This is a genomic window from Rhizobium sp. BK456 (assembly GCF_014194045.1).
In the GTDB taxonomy this organism is placed as follows: Bacteria; Pseudomonadota; Alphaproteobacteria; order Rhizobiales; family Rhizobiaceae; genus Rhizobium; species Rhizobium redzepovicii.
Genome location: NZ_JACIAO010000004.1, coordinates 336,324 through 357,062, shown reverse-complemented (window position 1 = coordinate 357,062; position 20,739 = coordinate 336,324). Strand labels below are relative to the sequence as shown.

Annotated in this window: 17 protein-coding genes and 3 pseudogenes; 3 read left to right on the top strand and 17 right to left on the bottom strand. The window is 61.7% G+C overall.

Going from position 1 to position 20,739, the window contains the following annotated elements; translation table 11 throughout:
* Window positions 1-348: 348 nt before the first annotated feature.
* A complete protein-coding gene (locus tag FHX03_RS14475) occupies window positions 349-603 on the top strand; it encodes a hypothetical protein (RefSeq protein WP_183781606.1) in 255 nt (84 codons plus the stop codon).
* A gap of 609 nt (window positions 604-1,212) precedes the next feature.
* Here FHX03_RS14475 and FHX03_RS14470 read toward each other — a convergent pair.
* Window positions 1,213-2,104 (bottom strand): annotated as a pseudogene (locus tag FHX03_RS14470) (protein-L-isoaspartate O-methyltransferase family protein).
* Window positions 2,105-2,397: 293 nt separating this feature from the next.
* Between FHX03_RS14470 and FHX03_RS14465 the strand changes: the two are divergent.
* Together FHX03_RS14465 and FHX03_RS35090 are read left to right on the top strand one after the other, a co-directional pair.
* A pseudogene (locus tag FHX03_RS14465) lies at window positions 2,398-3,513 on the top strand (RtcB family protein); the annotation flags it as partial.
* A 65-nt stretch (window positions 3,514-3,578) separates the two neighbouring features.
* A complete protein-coding gene (locus FHX03_RS35090; protein WP_409565142.1) occupies window positions 3,579-3,905 on the top strand; it encodes an RtcB family protein in 327 nt (108 codons plus the stop codon).
* 57 nt (window positions 3,906-3,962) lie between these two features.
* On the opposite strand, the pseudogene FHX03_RS14460 reads toward FHX03_RS35090, so the two are convergent.
* The 16 genes and pseudogenes from FHX03_RS14460 to FHX03_RS14385 form a co-directional block, all read right to left on the bottom strand.
* Window positions 3,963-4,449 (bottom strand): annotated as a pseudogene (locus FHX03_RS14460) (N-acetyltransferase family protein).
* Window positions 4,450-4,586: 137 nt separating this feature from the next.
* Complete coding sequence (locus FHX03_RS14455; RefSeq protein WP_097624246.1) at window positions 4,587-5,657, bottom strand: ABC transporter ATP-binding protein; 1,071 nt, start codon at window positions 5,655-5,657, stop codon at window positions 4,587-4,589.
* 14 nt (window positions 5,658-5,671) lie between these two features.
* Window positions 5,672-7,192: a DUF5060 domain-containing protein gene (locus tag FHX03_RS14450; RefSeq protein WP_183854212.1), complete on the bottom strand. Its 1,521-nt coding sequence runs from the start codon at window positions 7,190-7,192 to the stop codon at window positions 5,672-5,674.
* Window positions 7,193-7,222: 30 nt separating this feature from the next.
* Window positions 7,223-8,050 carry a carbohydrate ABC transporter permease gene (locus FHX03_RS14445; RefSeq protein WP_210295932.1) on the bottom strand — a complete coding sequence of 276 codons (828 nt, stop codon included), beginning with the start codon at window positions 8,048-8,050 and terminating at the stop codon, window positions 7,223-7,225.
* A gap of 53 nt (window positions 8,051-8,103) precedes the next feature.
* Window positions 8,104-9,003, bottom strand: coding sequence for a carbohydrate ABC transporter permease (locus tag FHX03_RS14440; RefSeq protein ID WP_088686090.1), 900 nt, complete (start codon window positions 9,001-9,003; stop codon window positions 8,104-8,106).
* A 90-nt stretch (window positions 9,004-9,093) separates the two neighbouring features.
* The gene (locus FHX03_RS14435; protein WP_183854208.1) at window positions 9,094-10,347 is read right to left on the bottom strand and encodes an ABC transporter substrate-binding protein; all 1,254 of its coding nucleotides are present in this window, start codon (window positions 10,345-10,347) and stop codon (window positions 9,094-9,096) included.
* 70 nt (window positions 10,348-10,417) lie between these two features.
* On the bottom strand, window positions 10,418-11,065 hold the full coding sequence (gene dhaL, locus FHX03_RS14430; RefSeq protein ID WP_097624243.1) for a dihydroxyacetone kinase subunit DhaL: 648 nt from the start codon (window positions 11,063-11,065) through the stop codon (window positions 10,418-10,420).
* A gap of 2 nt (window positions 11,066-11,067) precedes the next feature.
* Entirely contained in the window at window positions 11,068-12,072 is a 1,005-nt protein-coding gene (locus tag FHX03_RS14425) for a dihydroxyacetone kinase subunit DhaK (RefSeq protein ID WP_183854206.1), read from the bottom strand.
* 55 nt (window positions 12,073-12,127) lie between these two features.
* Entirely contained in the window at window positions 12,128-13,972 is a 1,845-nt protein-coding gene (locus FHX03_RS14420; RefSeq protein WP_183854204.1) for a hypothetical protein, read from the bottom strand.
* Window positions 13,969-15,003, bottom strand: a complete 1,035-nt coding sequence (locus tag FHX03_RS14415; RefSeq protein WP_097624240.1) for a Gfo/Idh/MocA family protein — start codon at window positions 15,001-15,003, stop codon at window positions 13,969-13,971. Before FHX03_RS14415 ends, FHX03_RS14420 begins: the two co-directional genes overlap by 4 nt.
* 1 nt (window position 15,004) lies before the next feature.
* Entirely contained in the window at window positions 15,005-16,069 is a 1,065-nt protein-coding gene (locus FHX03_RS14410) for an ABC transporter permease (protein WP_054185406.1), read from the bottom strand.
* Window positions 16,066-17,616: a sugar ABC transporter ATP-binding protein gene (locus tag FHX03_RS14405; protein ID WP_183854202.1), complete on the bottom strand. Its 1,551-nt coding sequence runs from the start codon at window positions 17,614-17,616 to the stop codon at window positions 16,066-16,068. The genes FHX03_RS14410 and FHX03_RS14405 overlap by 4 nt, the downstream gene beginning before the upstream one ends.
* The gene (locus FHX03_RS14400; RefSeq protein ID WP_183854200.1) at window positions 17,613-18,257 is read right to left on the bottom strand and encodes a DUF2291 family protein; all 645 of its coding nucleotides are present in this window, start codon (window positions 18,255-18,257) and stop codon (window positions 17,613-17,615) included. The genes FHX03_RS14405 and FHX03_RS14400 overlap by 4 nt, the downstream gene beginning before the upstream one ends.
* Before the next feature lie 73 nt (window positions 18,258-18,330).
* Window positions 18,331-19,272 (bottom strand): D-ribose ABC transporter substrate-binding protein, encoded by a 942-nt coding sequence (locus FHX03_RS14395; RefSeq protein WP_097624237.1) that lies wholly within the window; start codon window positions 19,270-19,272, stop codon window positions 18,331-18,333.
* A 95-nt stretch (window positions 19,273-19,367) separates the two neighbouring features.
* Entirely contained in the window at window positions 19,368-20,195 is an 828-nt protein-coding gene (locus tag FHX03_RS14390; protein WP_131710576.1) for a phosphogluconate dehydrogenase C-terminal domain-containing protein, read from the bottom strand.
* Window positions 20,196-20,274: 79 nt separating this feature from the next.
* Window positions 20,275-20,721 (bottom strand): RpiB/LacA/LacB family sugar-phosphate isomerase, encoded by a 447-nt coding sequence (locus FHX03_RS14385; protein ID WP_003592019.1) that lies wholly within the window; start codon window positions 20,719-20,721, stop codon window positions 20,275-20,277.
* Between the last annotated feature and the right edge of the window lie 18 nt (window positions 20,722-20,739).

Genomic DNA, 20,739 nt, shown 5'->3' with positions numbered 1-20,739 from the left:
CCGCAACATCCGTTGTCCGCGGCGCTCAGATGAATGCTGGAAGTAACGCGGGAGCGTGTCCTTCGACGATAAGGCCTTCGCCTTCCGCATCTCAAGGACGAGGACCGTGGGGGGGCGCCACGCGGCTTTCGCCTCGGTTGGCGTCGTTGGCCGCCGATGACCCTCCGAGTAGCAAGTGCCGATATCCCCGGGGACCTCATCCCGAGGCGTCCCGAAGGGGCCTCCAAGGGCGATGCGGGGGCGCCGGCTCCTGGTGAATTGCAAGGAGCAGCGTTGCGGCGTGCCCTTCGAGGCTCCAGCCTTCGGCTTCCGCGCTTCAGGATCAGGCCCGTCGAAGGGGTGCATCGAATGGCTTCCGCCTCGGTTGCCTTCGTTGGTGCACCGATGATCTTCCGGGCGGCAAGCGCCGATACCCAAGGGAGCCTCATCCCGATGCGCCCCGAAGGGACCTCGAAGGACAAGGCGGGCGCGCTGCAAATGGAGCAAAGAAAGGAGCAGCGCTGGAGCACGCCCTTCGAGGCTCCGACCTTCGGCCTACGCACCTCAGGATATGGACCCTCAGAGGATGCCGCGCCGCCACCCGACCCGGCGAACTCAGGATGACGCCCCCTTAAATGATACCGCACCGCCACGCCAGAGAAGCCTTATCCTAAGGCGCCCCGCAGGCCTCTAAGGACGAGGCGGGCGCACCGACGCTCAGATGAAAATGCAAAGGGCAGCGCTGGAGTATACCATTCGAGACTCCGGCCTTCGGCCGGCGCGCTCCAGAATGATAGAAGATGCCGCACAGCGCTAGAAGCAAGCGAGGATCCGACATGCAAAGGTGGCCGCGAGAACCCGGAATTAATTGCCGTTGTCCGCGGACAACAGAGGCCAACTCCAGAGCGACAGCGCAAGTTGTCCGCGGACAACGCAATGCAGACCCCGCGAGCACCCATCGGACGCCGCAATCATTTCCGACCTTCGTCCGACGTCACTCGCCATGCCGCCCAACCGTCAAGCTTGAATTTGCCGCTTTGCAGCACTACCTCGTGTTGGACCGAGCGCTCACCCCTCCGAGCCGCTTCGGTTCGACGGACAGCATCCCTCCTCCCGGGCTGTCAGTCACTATCGAAGCCCGGCGCCCTCTCCCGCGCCGGGCTTTCGTTATCTCGCCAAACCGCCGTCGTCGCCGACGAGGATGTCCGCACATTTGCCCACTGCCGGAATCTTTCAGGGATCGTCGTAGCAGAGCGCCCATTGATCGCCGATATACCAGCAGCGTCCGATCCGCGGCTCGGTCTTCCAGAGCAGGCTTTTGATGAACTCGATGCCCCCCGCTTGAAGGCAACCGTCAGCGCCTCGATCTCGCTGTCGTCGATCGTCAATCCACCATCGGCACAGACGAAATAGGCTGTACTGATCCAGCGCGCCGCAAGTCCACTGGCGCCGCGCTCGATTCGAAGTGCTGCGCCATGCGATGCATGACGGCCGCCACTCGACGGCCGCCCCTGGCGCGGCACGCCAAGCGGCAACACCAGGCGTCCACCGGGCCGCAGCCTTTCGATCCAGGGCGCCGCCGGACGTCCGACGGCGAAATTGACGTAGACCGCATCCATCTCTTGCCGCGGCCATTGATTTCCGTCGGCAGCGATGACGCTGACATTGGGCCGATCGGCGAGCGCTGTTTGAGCGTGACCAGCCAGATCTCGATCCATCTCGACGGCATGGACATGACCCGCAGCACCCACCAACTCCGCCAGAATAGCGCTATAATAACCGGTGCCGGCTCCGATATGGGCGATGCGATCGCCGATCTGGACGTCCAGTTCGTCCAGCAGCCGCGCATGCAGCGAAGGGCTGCCATTGTTGTCCCCTTGTCAGGTTGCAAGGCGAACAACGCATCCTGATAGGCCAGAACCAAATCGGAGGAAAGCAGCGGGCGATATCCGCCACCCAGATTGGCGACCTGCCATGGCGGCGCACCGAGGAATTTTTCGCGCGGCACTACAGCAAAGGCGGCCTCGATCCGCGGGTTCGTCGTTCCGGCGGCTGCCGCCACCTGATGGGCGTAGGCCCGACGGACCACCGCAAGTTCGTCGGCCGTGAACATCGCAATGGGCATGGCTCATCTCCGGCTTGTGTTTGAGATCTGTTCCGTTTTACGTCTGCGTCTTAAGATCTCACGATCGACGGCCGACAGCCTTCTCAAGACCCCGGGCAGCCATGACGGAAGTTAATTGTCGGTTTTCTTCCTTTGTGGAAAACTACGCTTTTACGTCAGAGGCTTACTCTAGCCGCTTTACAAAACTCCATTGATCGCAGCTGAGCCGGGCGCGTTGGATGGCCTGGTATGTCTGTCACCCGCCACGTCCCCCTGGTGCCAACGTTGAAAAGGATTGAGTTTTTCATCGGGCCATGCCATATGCCCGGACACTCCGTATTGCCGCGGCTGCTGAACCCAGGCAACTCACGGAGAACAACATGAACGCGCCATCATCCATCTGCCGCACCAGCAACATTGCTGGGCATGTCATCAGGTCGGTCGTTGCACACGACGAACCGGAGCCGAGTTTTTTACATTCACTTGCGGACCTTGCAAGGGCTCTGCCATCGCCGGAGGCGTTGACTCAAAAGAGGGCATCGCTTCGTGCCGTCGTCACGACCCCCGACTTTCATCCCGGCAAACCCGTCCCCGTCGGTGTCGTTGCGGACCTTGAAGGTGCGGTTCTCCCGCACATGATCGGCTCGGACATCGGATGCGGGATGCGCATGGTGGTCCTCGAAGACGTTACGGCCGATCAATTATCGACACCACTTCTCGACCATCATCTTCGTCATCTCTTCTTTCAAGGTGGGCGTGATATCGCCCTAACGGGATCGGACCGGCACGCAATTCTGCGCGAGGGTCTACCTGGGCTCCTTGATAACCTACAACGGGCGAGTACTGGCCTGCTGTCCAAACTTGACCTTTCGCGGGCATGGGTCGATCTCGAGCGACATTCGGACAACGGGGTTTTCTCATGTGAAGACATCGATCCTGACTTCGCAGACTATGCGCAGATCGATGACGACCACCGCCGCGATGCTATCCTCGGCACGATCGGTGGTGGGAACCACTTCGTGGAACTCGGTTATGTCGATCACGTTGCGGATGGCGCATTTGCCCGAGCCGCCGGACTGAAGTCCGGCTCAGTCGTCCTTGTCGTCCACTCCGGCTCTCTCGACTTTGGACAGCGAGTGGGCACGGCAACAAAAGAGAGAGCGAGGATTGCTTCAAGATCTGGCGAGGATTGGCGGGTGCTCTCTATGGAGATGCAGCCGCACCTCTACAGACGATACTTGGATGGCCATGCGAATGCGGTGAATGCCGCCTTCGCCAACCGCTTCTTTATCGAACTGGCGGCGGTGGAGGCCGTAGCGCGCGCTTTGGGACGAGAAGTCGACCATCGTCTCGTCTATGACGCCCCACACAACACTGTTTGGCAAAACGGAAATATCGTACGCCATAGAAAGGGTGCGTGCCCAGCTAGGGGCGTCGGTGTCATGGCCTCAGTCCATATGAATGGCTCGGCGAACCGGTCATCCTTCCCGGCTCAATGGGCGACGGCGCATGGCTACTTGCTGGATGCGGCTCGAGCAGCTTTCTGGAGTCGGCCGCTCATGGAGCGGGACGCAAGCTGTCGAGGCAGGAAGCGCGCTCGAAAACGAATATCGACGGGGGACTGCGTGTAGTCGGTCCCGTTGACCCCCGAAGCCCGACTTTGCGGGGCCGGCAGGACGTTGTGGCCGAGATCCAGGCTCGCCTCAAGGAAGAAGCGCCGGCGGCATACAAACCAATCGACAGCGTTGTGGCGCCGATGGTCGAAGCGGACATGATAAAAAAAATTGCGAGGATCAGACCACTAATCACGGTAAAGGGATGATGCACATGGCAATGGCCAGAGACTTTCAGGCCTTAAGCAGGCCGCGTCGCCAACCAATCAGGCGCGCGGCGTCGTGCCACCCATGGCGTTTACGCTGTACCGCTTCGTGATCCTGTCGACGGGCATCCCGTCCTGAAGGGGAACCTGGGCCACCCTGTCATAGGTCTCAAAGCCCATCTTGGCGTAATAGCCAAGGCCGCTGATATTGTCGGCGCGGATGGTCGCATTGATGAATTCGAGTCCGAACGCTTCCGCTGCCGCAAGGGTCGCGGGAAAAAGCGCGCTGCCGACGGGCAAAGGTTGCAATGTCGGCGACGCCTTTCGGTGGATCGCCGTATAAGCTCAGCGATTGAAAACCGACCAGCGACTGATTGTGCTCGGCTACATGGCAGGCAAGCGGAAACTCGCCATCGATGAACCAGTCGGCGAATTCGGCAGCCGAAAGCGGGGTCTCGAGCGCTGTCGTTCCGCCGGCCCGGATAATCTCGTTCAGGAGAGCGCTCAGTTCCTCGGCGTCGGAGGAGACGGCTTTTCGGATGTGCATGTCTTGGCTACCTCGTTATCCCGACAACCTATCGGCGAGATTTTGAGATGAAAAGTCACCATTTGTCTGCCGAAATGACGCATCATCCAGCCCATCCGACAGCGATTTTCGCAGCCCCGATTGCGCGTAAACTGTCTTCAGGCGTTCAAACGCTGCTGCGTCTGCCGGTCGAAGAAATGAACCTTGGAGGTCTCGAAGGAAAGCTTCACCGGCTGTTCCGGGGCGAGTTCGACACGTTCGCGCACCACCCATGTCAGCTCGCGGCCATCGACTTCCACGGCGACATGGGTTTCCGATCCCGTCGGTTCGACCACCTTGACCACGGCATCGACCCCGTTCTCGCCGCCGAAGGCGATGTCTTCGGGGCGGATGCCGAGCGTCAGCGGCCGGTTGGCGGAATTGGCCGGCGCCCGCGAGAGCGCCACGCGCGACCCGCTGGAGAGCGCCAATGCCGGCTTTCCCGCCTCATCGATCGTCCCTTCGAGAAAGTTCATTGCGGGGGAGCCGAGGAAACCGGCGACGAAGATGTTGCGCGGCCTGTCGTAGAGTTCGAGCGGACTGCCGATCTGCTCGACGCGGCCGCCATGCAGCACGACGATCTTGTCGGCCATGGTCATGGCTTCGATCTGGTCATGAGTGACGTAGACGATGGTGGTCTTCAGCCGCTGGTGCAGCGCCTTGATCTCGGCGCGCATCTTCACCCGCAGTTTCGCATCGAGATTGGAAAGCGGCTCATCGAAGAGGAAGACTTTGGGATCGCGAACGATGGCGCGGCCCATGGCGACGCGCTGGCGCTGCCCGCCGGAAAGCTGGGCCGGCTTGCGGTGGAGAAGCGGCTGCAGGCCGAGAATGGCGGCGGCCTCGCCGACCTTCTTCTCGATCTCCGGCCGCTTGGCGCCGGCAAGTTCCAGCGCGAAGCCCATATTCTGGGAGACGGTCATCTGCGGGTACAGCGCGTAGTTCTGGAAGACCATCGCGATATCGCGATCCTTCGGCTGCAGATTGTTCACCACCCGGCCGTCGATGCTGATCTGGCCGCCGGTGATATCCTCGAGCCCGGCGATCATCCGCAGCAAGGTCGACTTGCCGCAACCGGATGGGCCCACGAGAATGGTGAATTCGCCATCGGCGATCTCGACGTCGACACCGTGGATGATATCGACCGGGCCGAAGGATTTCTTGACGTTTCTGATGCTCAAGCCAGACATGTAGGACCTATCCTCTATCGCTTCCTGCGCACGCGCAGCGCCTGGAACGGCTTGCGCGGGATTTTGACGCCGAAGGAGGCGTCCGGCTTGCCGCCGCGCACGACCGAGCCATGACGGGTCGGATGCGGAACGGGTGCCGCCACCTTCTCGGCCGGCGTGATCGTCATCTCCCAGGTGTCGATGATATCGACATCGTAATCGTCGCCATCTACCGGCAGGCCGGTGGACCAGACGACCGGCTGATGCTCGCCGAAATAGATCAGCCGGAAATCGCCGTCGCCGTCACGCGCGCCCGACACGCGCGACCAAGGCCATTCGCCGATGATGCCGAGCGGCTCAAGTCCATGTTTGACGTCGGCTTCCAGGAGATCGCGAAGGAAGCCGATGCGCTTCCAGGCCTCGCCCCGCAGTTCGCCGCCCTTGGCCCACCAGATCAGATCTTCGGGATGGGAATAGGTCTCGCCATGGCCGGCATAGCCGCCGCGCGCCATGGTGATCCAGAAGCGATGCACGAGTTCTCCCGCATGAAGATTGCCCCAGGACTGCAGGATGTCGCCCTCATATTCCGGCTCGTCATTGACGACAGGCTTGCCATAGGCATCGCGCCATTCCTGGGTCCGCTTGACGTCGGGGTTCTGAATGCAGGTGTGGGTGACCCACGGCTTGCGATGATCGAAATTCGCGGTCACGTCGCCATTATGAATGGAGCGCAGGTGCTGGTAGGGATCGTTTTCCTCCAGAATGTGGAAGTAGCGATCCCACTGCGCCATGGGCTTGGTGTCGATGAGGAAGTCATATTCGTTGGCGAGCGACCACCAGACGTTCCGGTAGGCAGAAAGACGGGCGGCCAGATATTCGACATAGCGGAAATCCTGCGCCGCCGACATGTCGGCATAACCCCAGCGGTCATAGGGATGGAAGATGATGATATCGGCTTCGATGCCGAGCTCGCAGAGAGCCGAGACCTGTTTTTCGAAATGCTGGAAGGCCGCGGGGTTGGGCCGGTCGAAATCCTGCCTGCCTTCCGCGCCGCTTTCGAAGCAGGCATGCAGCGGCTCGTTGACATTATAGGGATAGTCCTTCGGGAATACGCCCATACGCATCTTGTTGAAACGCGCGGTCTTCAGCGTCTCCAACGTCTGCTTCTGCATGTCGAGCGGCTGATGCGTCCAGGCGTAGCAGGTCGTTCCGAAGGAGAGGAACGGCGTGCCGTCGGCATACGCGAAGTGGAATTTGTTGCGCACGCGCACCGGGCCGTGATTGCCGGCCGAAGGTGCCACCGCGGTCAAAACGCCGGTCCTGCCGTCAAGCGCCGCGGTCTTGGAGCGCGTCTTGAACGACCACTCACCCTCGCTGTCGGGCATGAAACGGATGCGGTAGGTGCCGTTGCCGTCATAGAAGCCCGGCACGCGCACGTCGCGGCTCTTCTGGGTGAACACGGCATCGAATGCCACGTCGAGATAGGGATTTCCGGCCGCTGGCCCCTCGAAGGCGGCCTCGAACACACCCCATTTTTCGACTGTTGCATCGGACATTCTGTCTCTCCTCGTAGAAAGATTTCGCGATCAGCCCTTGACGGCGCCGGAGGTGAGGCCGGAGACGAAGTAGCGCTGGAACATGAGATAGACAATCGTCGCCGGCAGGACGGTCATGACGATCGCGGCGTTAAGCTGGCCGTAATTGCTGGAGAACTGCCCCTGGAACGACATCAGACCGAGCGGCAGCGTCCACATGTGCTGGTCCTGCAGCAGCACCAGCGCCATGGCGAATTCGTTCCAGGTAGAAACGAAATCGAGGATGAGCAGCGCGGCAAGCACGGGCAGGCAGACCGGCAGGAAGATCCGCCGGAAGATAGTGAAGTGGGTTGCGCCGTCGATCAGCGCGGCTTCCGACAACTCCTTGGGAATGCCCTTGAAGAAGCCATGCAGGATGAAGACCTGATAGGGAACGCCGAAGGCGATATAAGGAAGGATGACGCCGGGATAGGTGTCGATCAGACCGAAGGAATTGACCAGGGTGAAGAGCGGCGCCAGCATCACCTGGAAGGGGATCATCGTGCCGAAGACGACGATGAGCAGCAGCGCCTTGCTGATCTTCAGCTTGATCTTGGCAAGCGCATAGGCGGCCATCGCCGACAGAAACAGGCCGAGCGGCACCTTGATGACCGTGATGATGACGCTGTTGAAGAAGGAGTTGGCGAAATTGCCGCGGCTCCAGGCAGCGCTGTAATTGTCATAGGCGAGCTCGGTCGGCGGCATGAAGGCGCCGGTGCTCGTCACCGCCGCCGGCGTCTTCAGCGAGGTGAAGACGATGAACACAAACGGCGCGACCCAGACGAGGGCGACGATGACAAGCGTGATCCAGAGGCCGATCAGGATGGGATCACGCTTCATCGACGATGGCTGGACGTCGAGATGCACGGCGGCGGTTTCGCTCGGCACTGCTGTCACGATTCGACCTCCTCGTGCTTCTGGGTCCATCTCAAATAGGGAATGACGACGGCCATGGTGATCAACAGCAGCACGACGGAGATCGCCGCACCCCGACCGAAATCGAAGATCTGCATGGCCTGGGTGAAGGCCCAGAGCGCCAGCATCTGGGTGGACTGTGCAGGCCCGCCGCCGGTCAGGCCGTAGACGATATCGAAGGCCTTCAGCGACGAGATGACGGAGAGAACGAGAACAATGGTGATCGTCGGGCGCAATGCCGGCAGCGTTACATGTTTGAACACCGCCCAGCGGCCGGCGCCATCGATCCGCGCGGCCTCGACCAGCGTCTGCGAGACATTCTGCAGGCCGGCCAGGAACAGCACCATGGAGAAGCCGACCGTCTGCCAGAGATAGGCGACGAAGACGGAGTAAAGCGCGATATCCTTGTTTCCCAGCCAGTCCTTGATCCAGCCCTGCATGCCCCAGGAGGTCAGCAGCTGGGCGAACAGGCCGAAGAAGGGATCGTACATCCACTTCCACATGGTTGCGACGGCGATCGGGGCGATGATGACGGGCAGGTAGAAGATCGCCCGCAGCCCGTTGCGGCCGAAGATCTTCTGGTTGAGACTGAGCGCCAGCAACAGCCCGACCAGCGGCGGGAAGATCAGGCTCATCAGGGTCCAGATCACCGTGTTGCGGAAGGCAACCCAGAAGACAGGATCGCGGGTGAAGATCGCCGAATAATTGGCCATGCCCACGAACTGCCGGTTGGCATCCAGCCCGTTCCACTTCTGGAAGCTCAGGATGACGACATTGAGCATCGGGTAGAGCGCGAAGACCGCATAGATCGCCAGCGCCGGCACCAGCAGGATTGCGGCTTGCATACGCGGGTCATGTGTCGATTGTCGAAGTGACATGCTTTCCTCCTGGCGGGGCGCTTGCGCAGCTCACGAAAGAATGTGCCAGCCGATCAACGCGGAGGTCGATCGACCGGCGCTTGGGAGGAATCAGGTTCTGCTTGCGATGAAGGTTTGCAGCTGCTTGGCCGCCTCGGCCGGCTCTGTGTTGCCGGAGGCGACGTCGTTGATGACGCGGAAATATTCCGTCGTCACATCGAGCGGGAAGGCCTGGTCGCCGTTCATGTAGACCTTGCCGTATTTCTGGAAGATCCCCAGCCATTCCGCCTCAAGCGGCTTCTGGTTGGCGTATTGGACATTCTTATTGACAGAGGTCGAGCTCAGCTGGCCGAGCAGATCCTGCTGCACCTTGGTCGACAGGAAATAGTCGAGGAATTTCGCGGCTGTGTCGGGATTCTTGCTCTTGGTGCTGATGTAATTGTACTCGGCGAAACCATAGAGACGCTCGGTATTGGTCGGGAAGGGGAAGATGCCGTAATCGTCGAGATTGGCGCCCGAGCCGTTGAGCTGGCTGACCAGCCAGTCGCCTTCGAGCATCATCGCCGCGCGGCCTGCGGTGAAGAGGCTGTAGGACTGCTTGTTGTCGATGCCCATGAAGGGCTGCAGCGTATAGTCCTTCGTCCACTTGGCGAATTCCGCGAAAGCGTCCGTCGCGCAAGGCTCCTTGGTCCAATCCAGCGTCATCGCCTTCAACGCGTCGTGCTTTTCGGCGCCGCACTTGGTCTCGAGGATGACATCCATCAGGCGCATGACGTGCCAGTTGACCGTGCCGCCGAAGGTGAAGGCGGGGATGCCGGCGGCTTTCAGCTTGTCGGCCGCGGCCAGAAGTTCCTCATAGGTCTTCGGCTCTTCCTTGATGCCGGCCTGTTCGAAAAGCTTCTTGTTGTAATAGACGGCCTCGCCCTTGAAGGTGAAGGGAACACCGTGCTTGCCGCCGGGATAGAGGTCGGCAAAAGCCGCAGCCGAGGGCAGCAGTTCGTCGGTCCATTTATATTCGGTGTAATATTTGTCGAGCGGCAGGGAGAGGCCGGCCTTCACATATTCGCCGCCGAGGCCAAGGCCCGCCCAGCTGAAATAAATGTCTGGGCCCTTGTCTGAGCCGGCTGCGACGCGCAGCGCCGTCTTGTGCTCGTCGACGGCGCGCTGAACGATCTCGACATGCGTTCCCGGGTTCGCCGCTTCGAAATCCGTCGCGACCTTCTTCAGCGCGCCGTTGGCGGCGTTGTTGTCGAAGTTGAGCGTCCAGAGCGTGATGTCTTCGGCAAGAACTGGCGTCGCGGCGAAAGACGCCATGGCGATCGCGACGATGCTCGCAGTCTTCAATTTCGCGGATAGGGTCAGCATTACCGTCCTCCTCTTGATAAGCCGGCCCCTTGTCGCAGATGATCATTTACATGTCAACTGGTATGATGAGCTAACCATCACGATGCTGTGTGAATTTTGCGATGGAGGCTATGATGATAGCGGCCGATGCCGCGCCGGGGTCGATATGGCCGATCACCCGATCCCCGAGCCGTGATGCCCGCCCCCTGGCCGCCGTCATATCCCGGGTCGCTTCGCAGCCTTGGCGCGCTGCCCGCTCCGCTATGTCGAAGCATTCAGCAAGGGCCGCTCCCGACGCCCTGGCCTTGAGCGCCGCATCGGCCGCTGGCTTCCAGGCATCGACCATAGTCTTTTCGCCGGGCTCGGCCTTTCCGCGTTCCTGAATGCCCTGCGCCATCGCCGCGAAAACGCGCACGAACTCCTCGTCGCTCAGCTCCGGTCTGTCCTTGACGGCGGCTCCGGCCCGCATGAAAGCCGTCGCATAGAGCGGGCCCGATGACGCACCGACCGCATTCAAAAATGCCTTTGCCGCCGCGTTGAAGACGGCCGTCGGCGCAGTCTGCGCGGGGTCGAGTGCACCGACGGCTTTGGTCGCGGCCTCACAGCCGGCATCCATGGCAAGGCCATGATCTCCGTCGCCGATGGCGCCATCCAGCTCGCAGAGATGATCGCGCTGCGCCCCGATGTCCTCAGCGATTAAGGCAAAGAGGTGCTGCAGGTCTTTCGTCGCAATTGCCATGGTCACCTCGCAAACATGGCGCAATCGCAGGGATGATCGATCAGCCGCTGCAGCTCGTCGTCGAGATGCATGACGGTGATCGACGCGCCGGCCATTTCGAGCGAGGTGCAATAATTGCCGACGAGCGACGTATGAATGACAAGCCCAGCTTGATCGAGCCGCGCCTTGACCCGCCGCATCATGATGTAGAGCTCCATCATCGGCGTCGATCCTAGCGAGTTGACGAGCACGGCGACACGATCGCCCCGCTCGGCCTTCCTCTCACGGAAAATATTGTCCATCAGTTCGTCGGTCACCGCGTCGGCCGTCTTCAACGGCTCGCGGGCAACACCGGGTTCGCCGTGAATGCCCATGCCGATCTCCATCTCCTCCTCGCCGATCAGGAAGTTCGGCTTCAAAGTCTGCGGCAGCGAGCAGGGCGCAAGCGCCACGCCCATCGTATAGGTGCGCGCATTGGCGTGGCGCGCGACGCGCTCGACCTCGTCGAAGGAATAGAGAAGATCGCAGGCAGCACCGGCGGCCTTAAAGATGAAGACGTTGCCGGCAACGCCGCGCCGCTTCTCCCTCTGATCGGCAGGGGCGGAGGCGACATCGTCGGTGGTCAGCACGGTGCGCACCTCGATCTCGTCGAGCGCCAGCATTTCCGCCGCCATGTCGAAATTCATCACGTCGCCGGCGTAATTGCCGTACATGAAGAGCACGCCGGCGCCGCCGTCGACAGCTTTGGCGCAGGCGATGATCGGATCGGGCGGCGGCGAGGCGAAGACATTGCCGATCGCCGCGGCATCCGCCAGCCCCTTGCCGACATAACCGAGAAATGTCGGTTCGTGCCCGGATCCACCGCCGATCACCAGCGCGACCTTGCCCTTGCGTGGCCCGTTTCTGGCAATGATCGCACGCGGCATATCCTCCACCGCATAGAGATGCCGGGGATGGACCGCGAGCACGCCTTGCAGCATTTCATCGACGGCATCTGCGCCTGCATTGATAAGCTTTTTCGTCTTCACGCCGATCCTCCCAGAACGAGCTCCGACTGCATAGATGCGGCTGGCGCGCGGGACGTCAATCCGCGAGTGGCAAGACCGCAGTGGCGAATGGTGCGAGCCGCACCTCTTTGCCCAATGCGTCGCCGTCGACCCGTCGCTCTTCGCCGGTCAGATTGACCACGTAGATCTTGGCGCCGCCAGCATCCCGCGCCACGAAAGACAACACCTGGGAGGGCGAAGACGAAACGCATTCCTGCCAGGACGCGCCGGCGAGTGCCGACAAAGTCTGCACGGTATTGAAGAGCGGCCGCCGCCCGCCTCGTTCGGTCGGTTCATCAGGGCCGGCAATCAGGCCGAACGGGCCGGTCAGTGCCGAAAGCGTCAGGCCTTCGAGACCGGCATCCAGCACCCGGATCGCGTAGCCGAGCGCAAAGGCCTCGGCGAAACGCCCGTTATGACGCGGGTCGCGATTGGCCATCGGAATGCGCCCGCCGGCCGGATTCTCCATGGTCCGGCTGCCATAAGGGTTCTGTCGCATGGGGATCGTCGACGGGCCGATGCGATAGGGCTTGTCGCCGTAGATTGCGCGGACGGATCGCGTGATGAAGGGCAGCGCTTCCAATGTCTGCATGACGCTGAGATCGTCGGCCGCATGCACGATCGGGTTGGTGCAATGGCTGACGAAGTCGATCTCGCCAGCCGGCACGCGTTTGCGGTTGAGCTCGGTGAAATAGCTCAGCATGCCGCCGCCGATGCGAATGCCCGGGAAGGCAGCGCGGGCCGCGGCATAGATCTCTTCGAGGGGAGGGCAGTCCGGCCATTTGCTGCCGGGCGGCGTCGACTGCCGATCGACGGAAGGTGAGATCAGGATTGTATCCGGCCGGAAGTCCGCGCTCCGCATCTGGCGGGCAATCTCGGCCGCCTCGCTTGCTGGCGACACCTTGCAGGCAAGCGCGATCTCCAGGGTCGTGCGGCCGCGATGAGCGGCGGTGATCGCGGCAAATTTCTGCAGCGCTTCGGCGCCATGTCCGGCGTCCGGATCGAAATGGAAGAGAAGCTCGCGAGGCGCGATCTCCGATAGGAGAGAGCGGGCCGAGAGCGTTGCATCGGCCTGCTCCGGCGTAACGACCACGCCGATATCGGGCATGGTGCCGGCCCGTGTTCCGAGTTCGAGCTTTATGACACCGCTCGACGTCGCGGCTGAAAGCGCTGCGGAGCGGCTGGTGTCCCTGATCGTGAGCGACGTCTTCTGCCGAACCGGTTGGTTGGCGGGAATTTTGTAGGGCCAGGGCAGGGCAAGCGGCCTGACATAGGTCTTGTAGGAGGCATCGGACCAGTTCCTCTGATCCTCCATTTCGAAGGTGTCGCCTTCCATCCGGCATTCCGCCGTCACCTCAGGCATGACCTCATGGGAAATGGCGCGTATATCCTTGAACGGCTGCCAGGGCTCGATGATATCGGGAAATCGTGTCTGGACGATCCGGCCGTCGACATGTTCAACCGTTGCCGATGAGCCGGCCACGCCGACGATCGGATGCAGGATGCAGAAGCCGCAGCGATTGGTCTCAAAGCCGGTGTCGCTCGTGGCTTCGGCCTCGAAATCGAGCCGGTCCGGATATCCCCGGATGCGGACGTCGATGACGAGCTTCGTTCCATCCGACCCCTCGCAACGCGCCCGATAAGCGATGCCGAAATGGTCGTCACCCTGCTCGATCCTGAGATCGGCGATGTCAGGACTGTAGGTGCCCCAGTCCCGGTCGCGGACGAGGTAGGAAATCGCCCGCAGCACCTCGATCCCCTGGTAGCGGATGGAGCGAAGGTTGCCATCGGCGAGATCGGCCGTCAGCTTTCCGGCCGTCAGGCGAACCAGCGGCGTTTCCACAGCATGGGTGCCGCAAAGCTGGAAGGCATCGGCCGTCATCGCAGCATCGCCCCGACATCGATCGTCTGCCCCCTGGAAGCACTGTCATAGGCGGCTTCGACGAGGGCGAAGGTCTTCAGATTGTCGGCGCCCGAGGTCGAATGCTCCGCGCCGCGCTTGAGCTGATCGACCCAATGCTGCTGGATCGCATAGACGCTCTCCTGGATATTGTGCCAGGGCCGCGAGGCCCAGGACAGCAGCTTCGGCGAAACATCCGTTATCGTAGTGCCCTTGGCGTTGGTGATTTCGAGGCCATACTCCTGCCTCAGGCGGATCGTGCCTTCGGCGCCGTCGAGCTCGATCAGGGTCTCCGGGAACGGCTCTTTGGAAAGCTTGGTGGCGTAGCTGACGTCGACGACCGAGGTGGCGCCGTTCTCGTGATCGAGCAAAATGGTCGCGACATCCTCGCCCTTGATGTTTGGATTGACCCGCCTGGTGCGGGCCGTGAGCGAGCTGACGTCGCCGAGGATATAGCGGGCGATATCGAGCGTATGGATGCCGAGATCTTCGATAATGAAGCGCTCGCCTTCGGCGAGATAGGGCTGGCCGGAGAAGACGTCGTAGCCCGAGCGGAAGGAAAAGCGGCCCCAGAAGGGCGTGCCGATGGCGCCGGTATCGAGCGCGGTGCGCAGCGCCTGGATCGGCGTCTGCCAGCGAAAATTCTCGTGCACCATCAGGGCGACGCCGGCCTCGCGACAGGCCTCGACCATCGCCTTCGCATCCGATAGCGTCTTGGCGAAGGGCTTCTGGCAGATGGCCGGCACCTTATTCCGAGCCGCCATTTCCACCAGCGCGCGATGGCTCTGGACGGTGGTGGCGATATCGACGAAATCGAAGCCGCCATCGGCAAACAAGGCCTCGGCATCGCTGTAGCGACGCTCGATGCCGAACTGGCCGCCGACGATGTCAAGCCGCTCCGGGTCGCGGTCGCAGATCGCGACGATCCTGGCGCCCTCGACATCGTTCCAGGCATGCATCTGGTTGATCGCAAAGAAGCCGCAGCCGATCAACGCACCTCTCAATTCGGTCATGTCAACCTGCCTTTGCCATCTGCATGAGGGTGACGCGCTGCTGCAGGCGGCGCTGCGCCTGGTCGACGACCACGGCGATGATGATGACGAGGCCCTTGATGACCATCTGCCAGAAGGAGGAGACGCCCATCATGACAAGCCCGTCGGAGAGAATGCCGATGACGAAGGCGCCGATGATCGTGCCGCCGATCGTGCCGCGGCCGCCCGACATCGAGGTGCCGCCGAGAACGGCTGCCGCGATCGCATTGAGCTCGAAGCTTTCGCCGGTGGCCGGATGGGCGGCCATCAGTTCCGAGGAGATGACGACGCCGACGATTGCTGCGCAAAGGCCGGAGAACATGTAGACGAAGATCTTCACGACATCGACGCGGATGCCGGACATGCGCGCCGCCCGTTCATTGCCGCCGACGGCGAAGATGTGGCGTCCGATCGGCGTCGAGCGGGCGACATAAGCGGCCGCCAGCGCCAGCACAATCAGGATCCAGATCGACACCGGCAGGCCGAGGATGCGGCCAGCGCCGAAGAAGTCGAAGCCGGTCGTGGCATATTCCGGCCGGCCGACGAGGTTGGGAAAGGTCTGGCCATCGGACGACAGCAGCGCCAGGCCACGAGCGACATACAGCGTGCCGAGCGTGGCGATGAACGGCGCGACGTTCAGCTTCGTGATCAACAGACCGTTGATGAGGCCGATGATAAGGCCGATCGACAGCGTGATCAGCACGATCTCGAAGAGGTTGAAATAGATGGTGTAGCCGATCGGCAGTTCGATGCCGTAGAGGATCAGCCCGCCGGCAACCATGCCGCACAGGCCGACGATCGAACCGACGGAGAGGTCGATACCACCAGTGATGATGACGAAGGTCATGCCCATCGCCAGGAAGGCGTTCAGCGCCACATGTTTCGACATCAGGATCATGTTCGCCGTCGAGGTGAAGTTCGGCGCGAAGATCGCAAAGAAGATGATGACGGCGAAAAGCGCGATGAAGGTTCTGAGCTTCATCAGCGTCAGAAGCGCGGAGCCGTTGGCGCCTTTCGGCGCAAGAGTGGTAGACGTAGCCGCCATCATGACGCGAGTTTCCCTTGATGTCCGTGTCCCTTGGCCGAAGCCGCGATGATCGCTTCCTCAGTCGCCTCGTCCCGGTCGAAGACAGCGACCAACTGGCCGTTGCTCAAGACCGCGATGCGATCGGATAGCGCCATGACCTCTTCGAGGTCGGAGGTCGAAAACAGAATGGCGAGCCCGTTTGCCGCCAGCCGCCGCATGGTGCGGAAGACGTCGGCCTTGGCGCCGACATCGATGCCGCGGCTCGGCTCGTCCATCAGCAGCACCTTCGGATTGGTCATCAGCGCCTTACCGATGACGACCTTCTGCTGGTTGCCGCCGGACATGGAGGTGACCTCGAAATCCGGGTTGGGCGCCTTGATCGAGAGATCGCGGATCGCCTCCTGAATGGCGTTTTTCTCCGCGCCGCTGTCGATATGGAAAAGCCGGGTGAAACGCGAAAGGCTTGCGAGCGTCAGATTGGAGGCAATGGAAAGCACCTGCACCAGTCCTTCCCGCTGCCGGTCTTCCGGGATGAGCGCAAGGCCGCGGCGGATGCGCCGCGTCGTGTCGCGTGCCCGCACTTCCTTGCCGTCGATGAAGATCTTGCCACTCGAATGCATATGGCGCCCGATCACGCATTCGAAGAATTCGCTGCGCCCGGCACCCATCAGGCCGTAAATGCCGAGGATTTCGCCTGCCTTGACCGACAGGGAAACATCGTTGACGGCAAGCCCGCCGGTCGGTCTGGGAAGGCTGATATTTTCGGCGCGGAACATCTCGCTGCCGATGGAATGGGTAACGGATTTCGCAAAATCCTTGGCATCCGAGCCAATCATCGAGCGCACTATCCAGCGTGTATCGATGTCGCGGACCATGGCATGCCCGGTGATCTGGCCGTCGCGCAGCACCGTGATGTAGTCGCCGATCCGCATCAGCTCTTCCAGCCGGTGCGAGATATAGACGATGGCCACACCCTGCGCCTTCAGCTCGGCGATCACCTTGAACAGGATCTCGACTTCGGCCGCCGACAGCGCGGAGGTCGGCTCGTCCATGATCAGGATGCGAGCATTAAGCGACATCGCCTTGGCGATCTCGACGAGCTGCTGCTGGCCGATCGGCAGATCCTCGACCATCGTATCGGCCTCGATGCCGGCATCGAGGCGCCGCAGAAATTCATTGGCTTTCTCGACCTGCGCCTTGTGATCGATGCCGAGCAGGCCGCGAGTGATCTCGCGCCTCGCGAAAATGTTTTCGGCGACCGACATGTTGGCGAAGAGATTGAGCTCCTGGAAGATCATGCCGATGCCGTTGGCCTGCGCGTCGGCCGGACTGTCGAAGGAGACAGGTTTGCCGTCCAGGATGATGCGGCCGAGCGTTGGGCGCTCGACGCCGGCGATGATCTTCATCAGCGTCGATTTGCCGGCGCCGTTCTCGCCGACCAGAACGTTCACTGCGCCGCAGCGCAGCTCCAGATTGGCGCGCTTAACGGCGACGATGCCGGAATAGACCTTCGACACGTCGTCGAGGCGCAGGATGATGTCGTCCTCTCGTGCCTCTGCCGCCGTCATGAGCCGACCTTCAGTTCCGAGGGTGTGACGAACGGAAGCTCCCCGCTTTTCGGCAACGGAAAGGCGCCGATCACCGTCACCGTCTTGCCGGTCAGACCATCGCGCGGAACGGCGGAGAGAAAAGCGGTATTGGCCTTCTCGTTGAACGCCTTGCCGAACTGCGCCCATTCGATCTGGTTCTTGAACTCGTTGAAATTGACAAATTCCAGCGTATCGCGCAGTGCGGTGCCGCGCAGCGCCGGCCCGATCTGCACCTTGGCATCGGCCTTGCCGTCGCCATCGGCGTCGACATCGAGCGTTGCCGCGCGCGAGGCCGTATCGGCTGCGACGACCGTGCCGGTGATCTTCACCGCATAGGTCCAGGGCGAACTGCTCTGCTTGCGCGGATTGCCGTATTTCTCGCCGGCAGCATCCGGATTGGAGGTGGCAAGTTGCATGACGTCCTTCAGCTCGCCGGCGCGCTTTTCGAAATAGGGCACGACCTCAGGCTGCCAGATCGCCTCGACCTTGGCATTCGGGTCGAAAGCGGTCTTGGCCGCTTCAGCCGCCTTCTCCTCCGCAGTCGGCGTCTTGATGATCTTGCAACCGGGCAAGGCCGCCGCCACGACGGCGGCAAACAGGGCGCCCTTCATTCTCAACATGCGGGTAAACCTCGACGTCTTGCAAAATGCATTGCGGAGGGCGCAACGCTGCACCCTCCGCAATTGGTGCTGATCAATTCGTCAGGGCGAAGGTCTCGAGCTTGCCCGAATTGTCGGCGTTGATGAGAACGCAATCCATCAACTGCTTCTCTTCCTTCGGCGTCGTCTTGTTTTTGATGTAGGCGTCGGCCTGTTCCACCGCCAACTGGGCCTGCGCATAGGCCGGCTGCAGCACGGTCGCTTTGATGCCGCCCGACTTGATCGAGTCGCGCACGTCATTGGAACCGTCAAAGCCGACGACGATCACGTCCTTGCGGCCGGCGGCCTGAAGGGCTGCGATCGCACCCATGGCCATGGTGTCGTTGCCTGAGATGACGCCCTTGATATCGGGATTGGCCTGGAGGATGGTTTCCATCTTCGAATAGGCTTCCGTCTGGCTCCAGTTAGCCGACTGCTTGGCGACGGACTTCAGCTCCGGATAATCGTCGATGACGTCGTGATAGCCCTGCGAGCGGATGCCGGCATTGGTGTCGGACTCCTTGCCTACCAGCTCGACGTAATTGCCCTTCTCGCCCATCAACTTGACGAATTCCTGCGCGCCCAGCTGCGCACCCTGGTAGTTGTTCGAGACGATCTGGGCGACCGCGACGCCGGTCGCGTTGATTTCGCGGTCGATCAGGAAGGAGGGGATGCCGGCATCCTTGGCCTTCTTGACGGCGGCGACGGAAGCGTCGGCGCCCGCATTGTCGAGGATGATCGCCTTGGCGCCCCGCCCGATCGCCGTATCGATCATTTCCGACTGCTTGTTGGCGTCGTCGTCATGGGTCATGACGAGGGTCTCGTAGCCGAGTTCCTTCGCCTTGGCTTCGGCGCCGACGGCTTCGGCCTTGAAGAAGGGGTTGTCATGCGCCGGCGTGATGATGGCGATGAGATCGGCCGCAAAGGCCGGCATGGCCGTTCCGAGCGCCATCGCGCTGGCAAAGGCTGCAAGTGTCAGTCTGCGCGTCAGTTTCATTTTTTCCTCCCGTTGTGAATGAAGCCCCGTCTCCGGAGCGGTTACTCCGTCTCCCCGGAGCGGTTAAGGGGGAGGGCATGCCTCCCCGGGCCGGTTCAGGTGATGCGCCGGATGCTTTCGGCGATCTCCTGCGGTTCGAAGACTTTCTTCCAGTCGTCGCGCATCAGCGCCGGAATGCCGAACTCGATTGCCTTGTTGCAGGCATCCGAGAACACGCCGTCGACCTCCTTGAAGATGACGGCGCCGAGCACGTTCATATGGCCGAGCAGAAAGTCGCGGGCGGCCTCCGCCGGCACGCCGCGCGCCACGCATTCGTCCATCGCCTGGCGCATGACGACGAGCAGCGAAGCGCAGACCGTTTCGGAAAGGCCGGGTTCGAGCATGGCGAGCTGATCGACCGTAACCCTGTGCGAGCGCATGACCGGCGCCCAGATGAGCTTGGCGATTTCCTCACCGAGCGTATAGGCGCTGTCAGGCCCCTGCATCAGCGCCGAGACGATATGCTGTTTGGCAAACAGACCGCCGAAATGGTCCTTCTTGGCCTGCATATCCGTCTCGTCGTTGAAGATCGGCGGATGGCAGGGATGAGTGACGAAATAGGTGAGGTCGTCGCGCTTCGGCAGATGGCCGGCGAATGGGGCGGCGGCATCCAGCGCCACCACCATCGTGCCTGATGTGAGCTTGTCGACGATGCCGGCCGCGACCTTGCCGATCGCCGTATCCGGCACGGCGAGGATGACCACATCAGCGCCGTCGAGCGCGGCATCGACCGGCACGCAATCGAGGCCGAGATCGTTCTTCAAACGCGCCTTGCCAGCGTCGCTCACCTCGACATGGTGCACTTCAAAGCGCGAGCCTTTGAGATTTTTGGCAAGCCGGTATCCCATTTTGCCGCCGGCGCCGAAGAGAGCAATCTTGGTCATGTTTTCCTCACCTTTTCAGTTCTGGATAGGATCATACACTGGTATGATGAGTCAATCACCATATCATTACTTTGGTCGTTTAAGACCCATGTTTTTCGGCGTCGAGCCGGTCGATCGCCTCGACGTTGCCGGCCGACGGGCCATCGGGATCGAATTCGGAAGCGAGCCAGACGTCTACGATCGACTTCGCCAGTTCCGGGCCGATCACGCGCGCGCCCATCGTGATGATCTGGGCGTTGTTCGATTTCGCCGCGCGTTCCGCCGAATAGGTGTCGTGGGTGAGTGCGGCGCGAATACCAGGCACCTTGTTTGCGGAAATGCACACACCGATGCCGGTGCCGCAGAACAGGATGCCGCGCTGATGTTCGCCGTCGACGATCGTCTGCGCCAGGCGCTGGGAGAGATCGGCGTAGAAGCCGGACTGGCTGAGATCGTGAACTTCGAGATCCGCCTTGCCGGCGAGATGGGCGGCAATGACATCGAGGAGCGGTTTGCCGGCGCTGTCGGCGCCAATTGCAATCTTCATAGCAGTTTCCTTTCATCG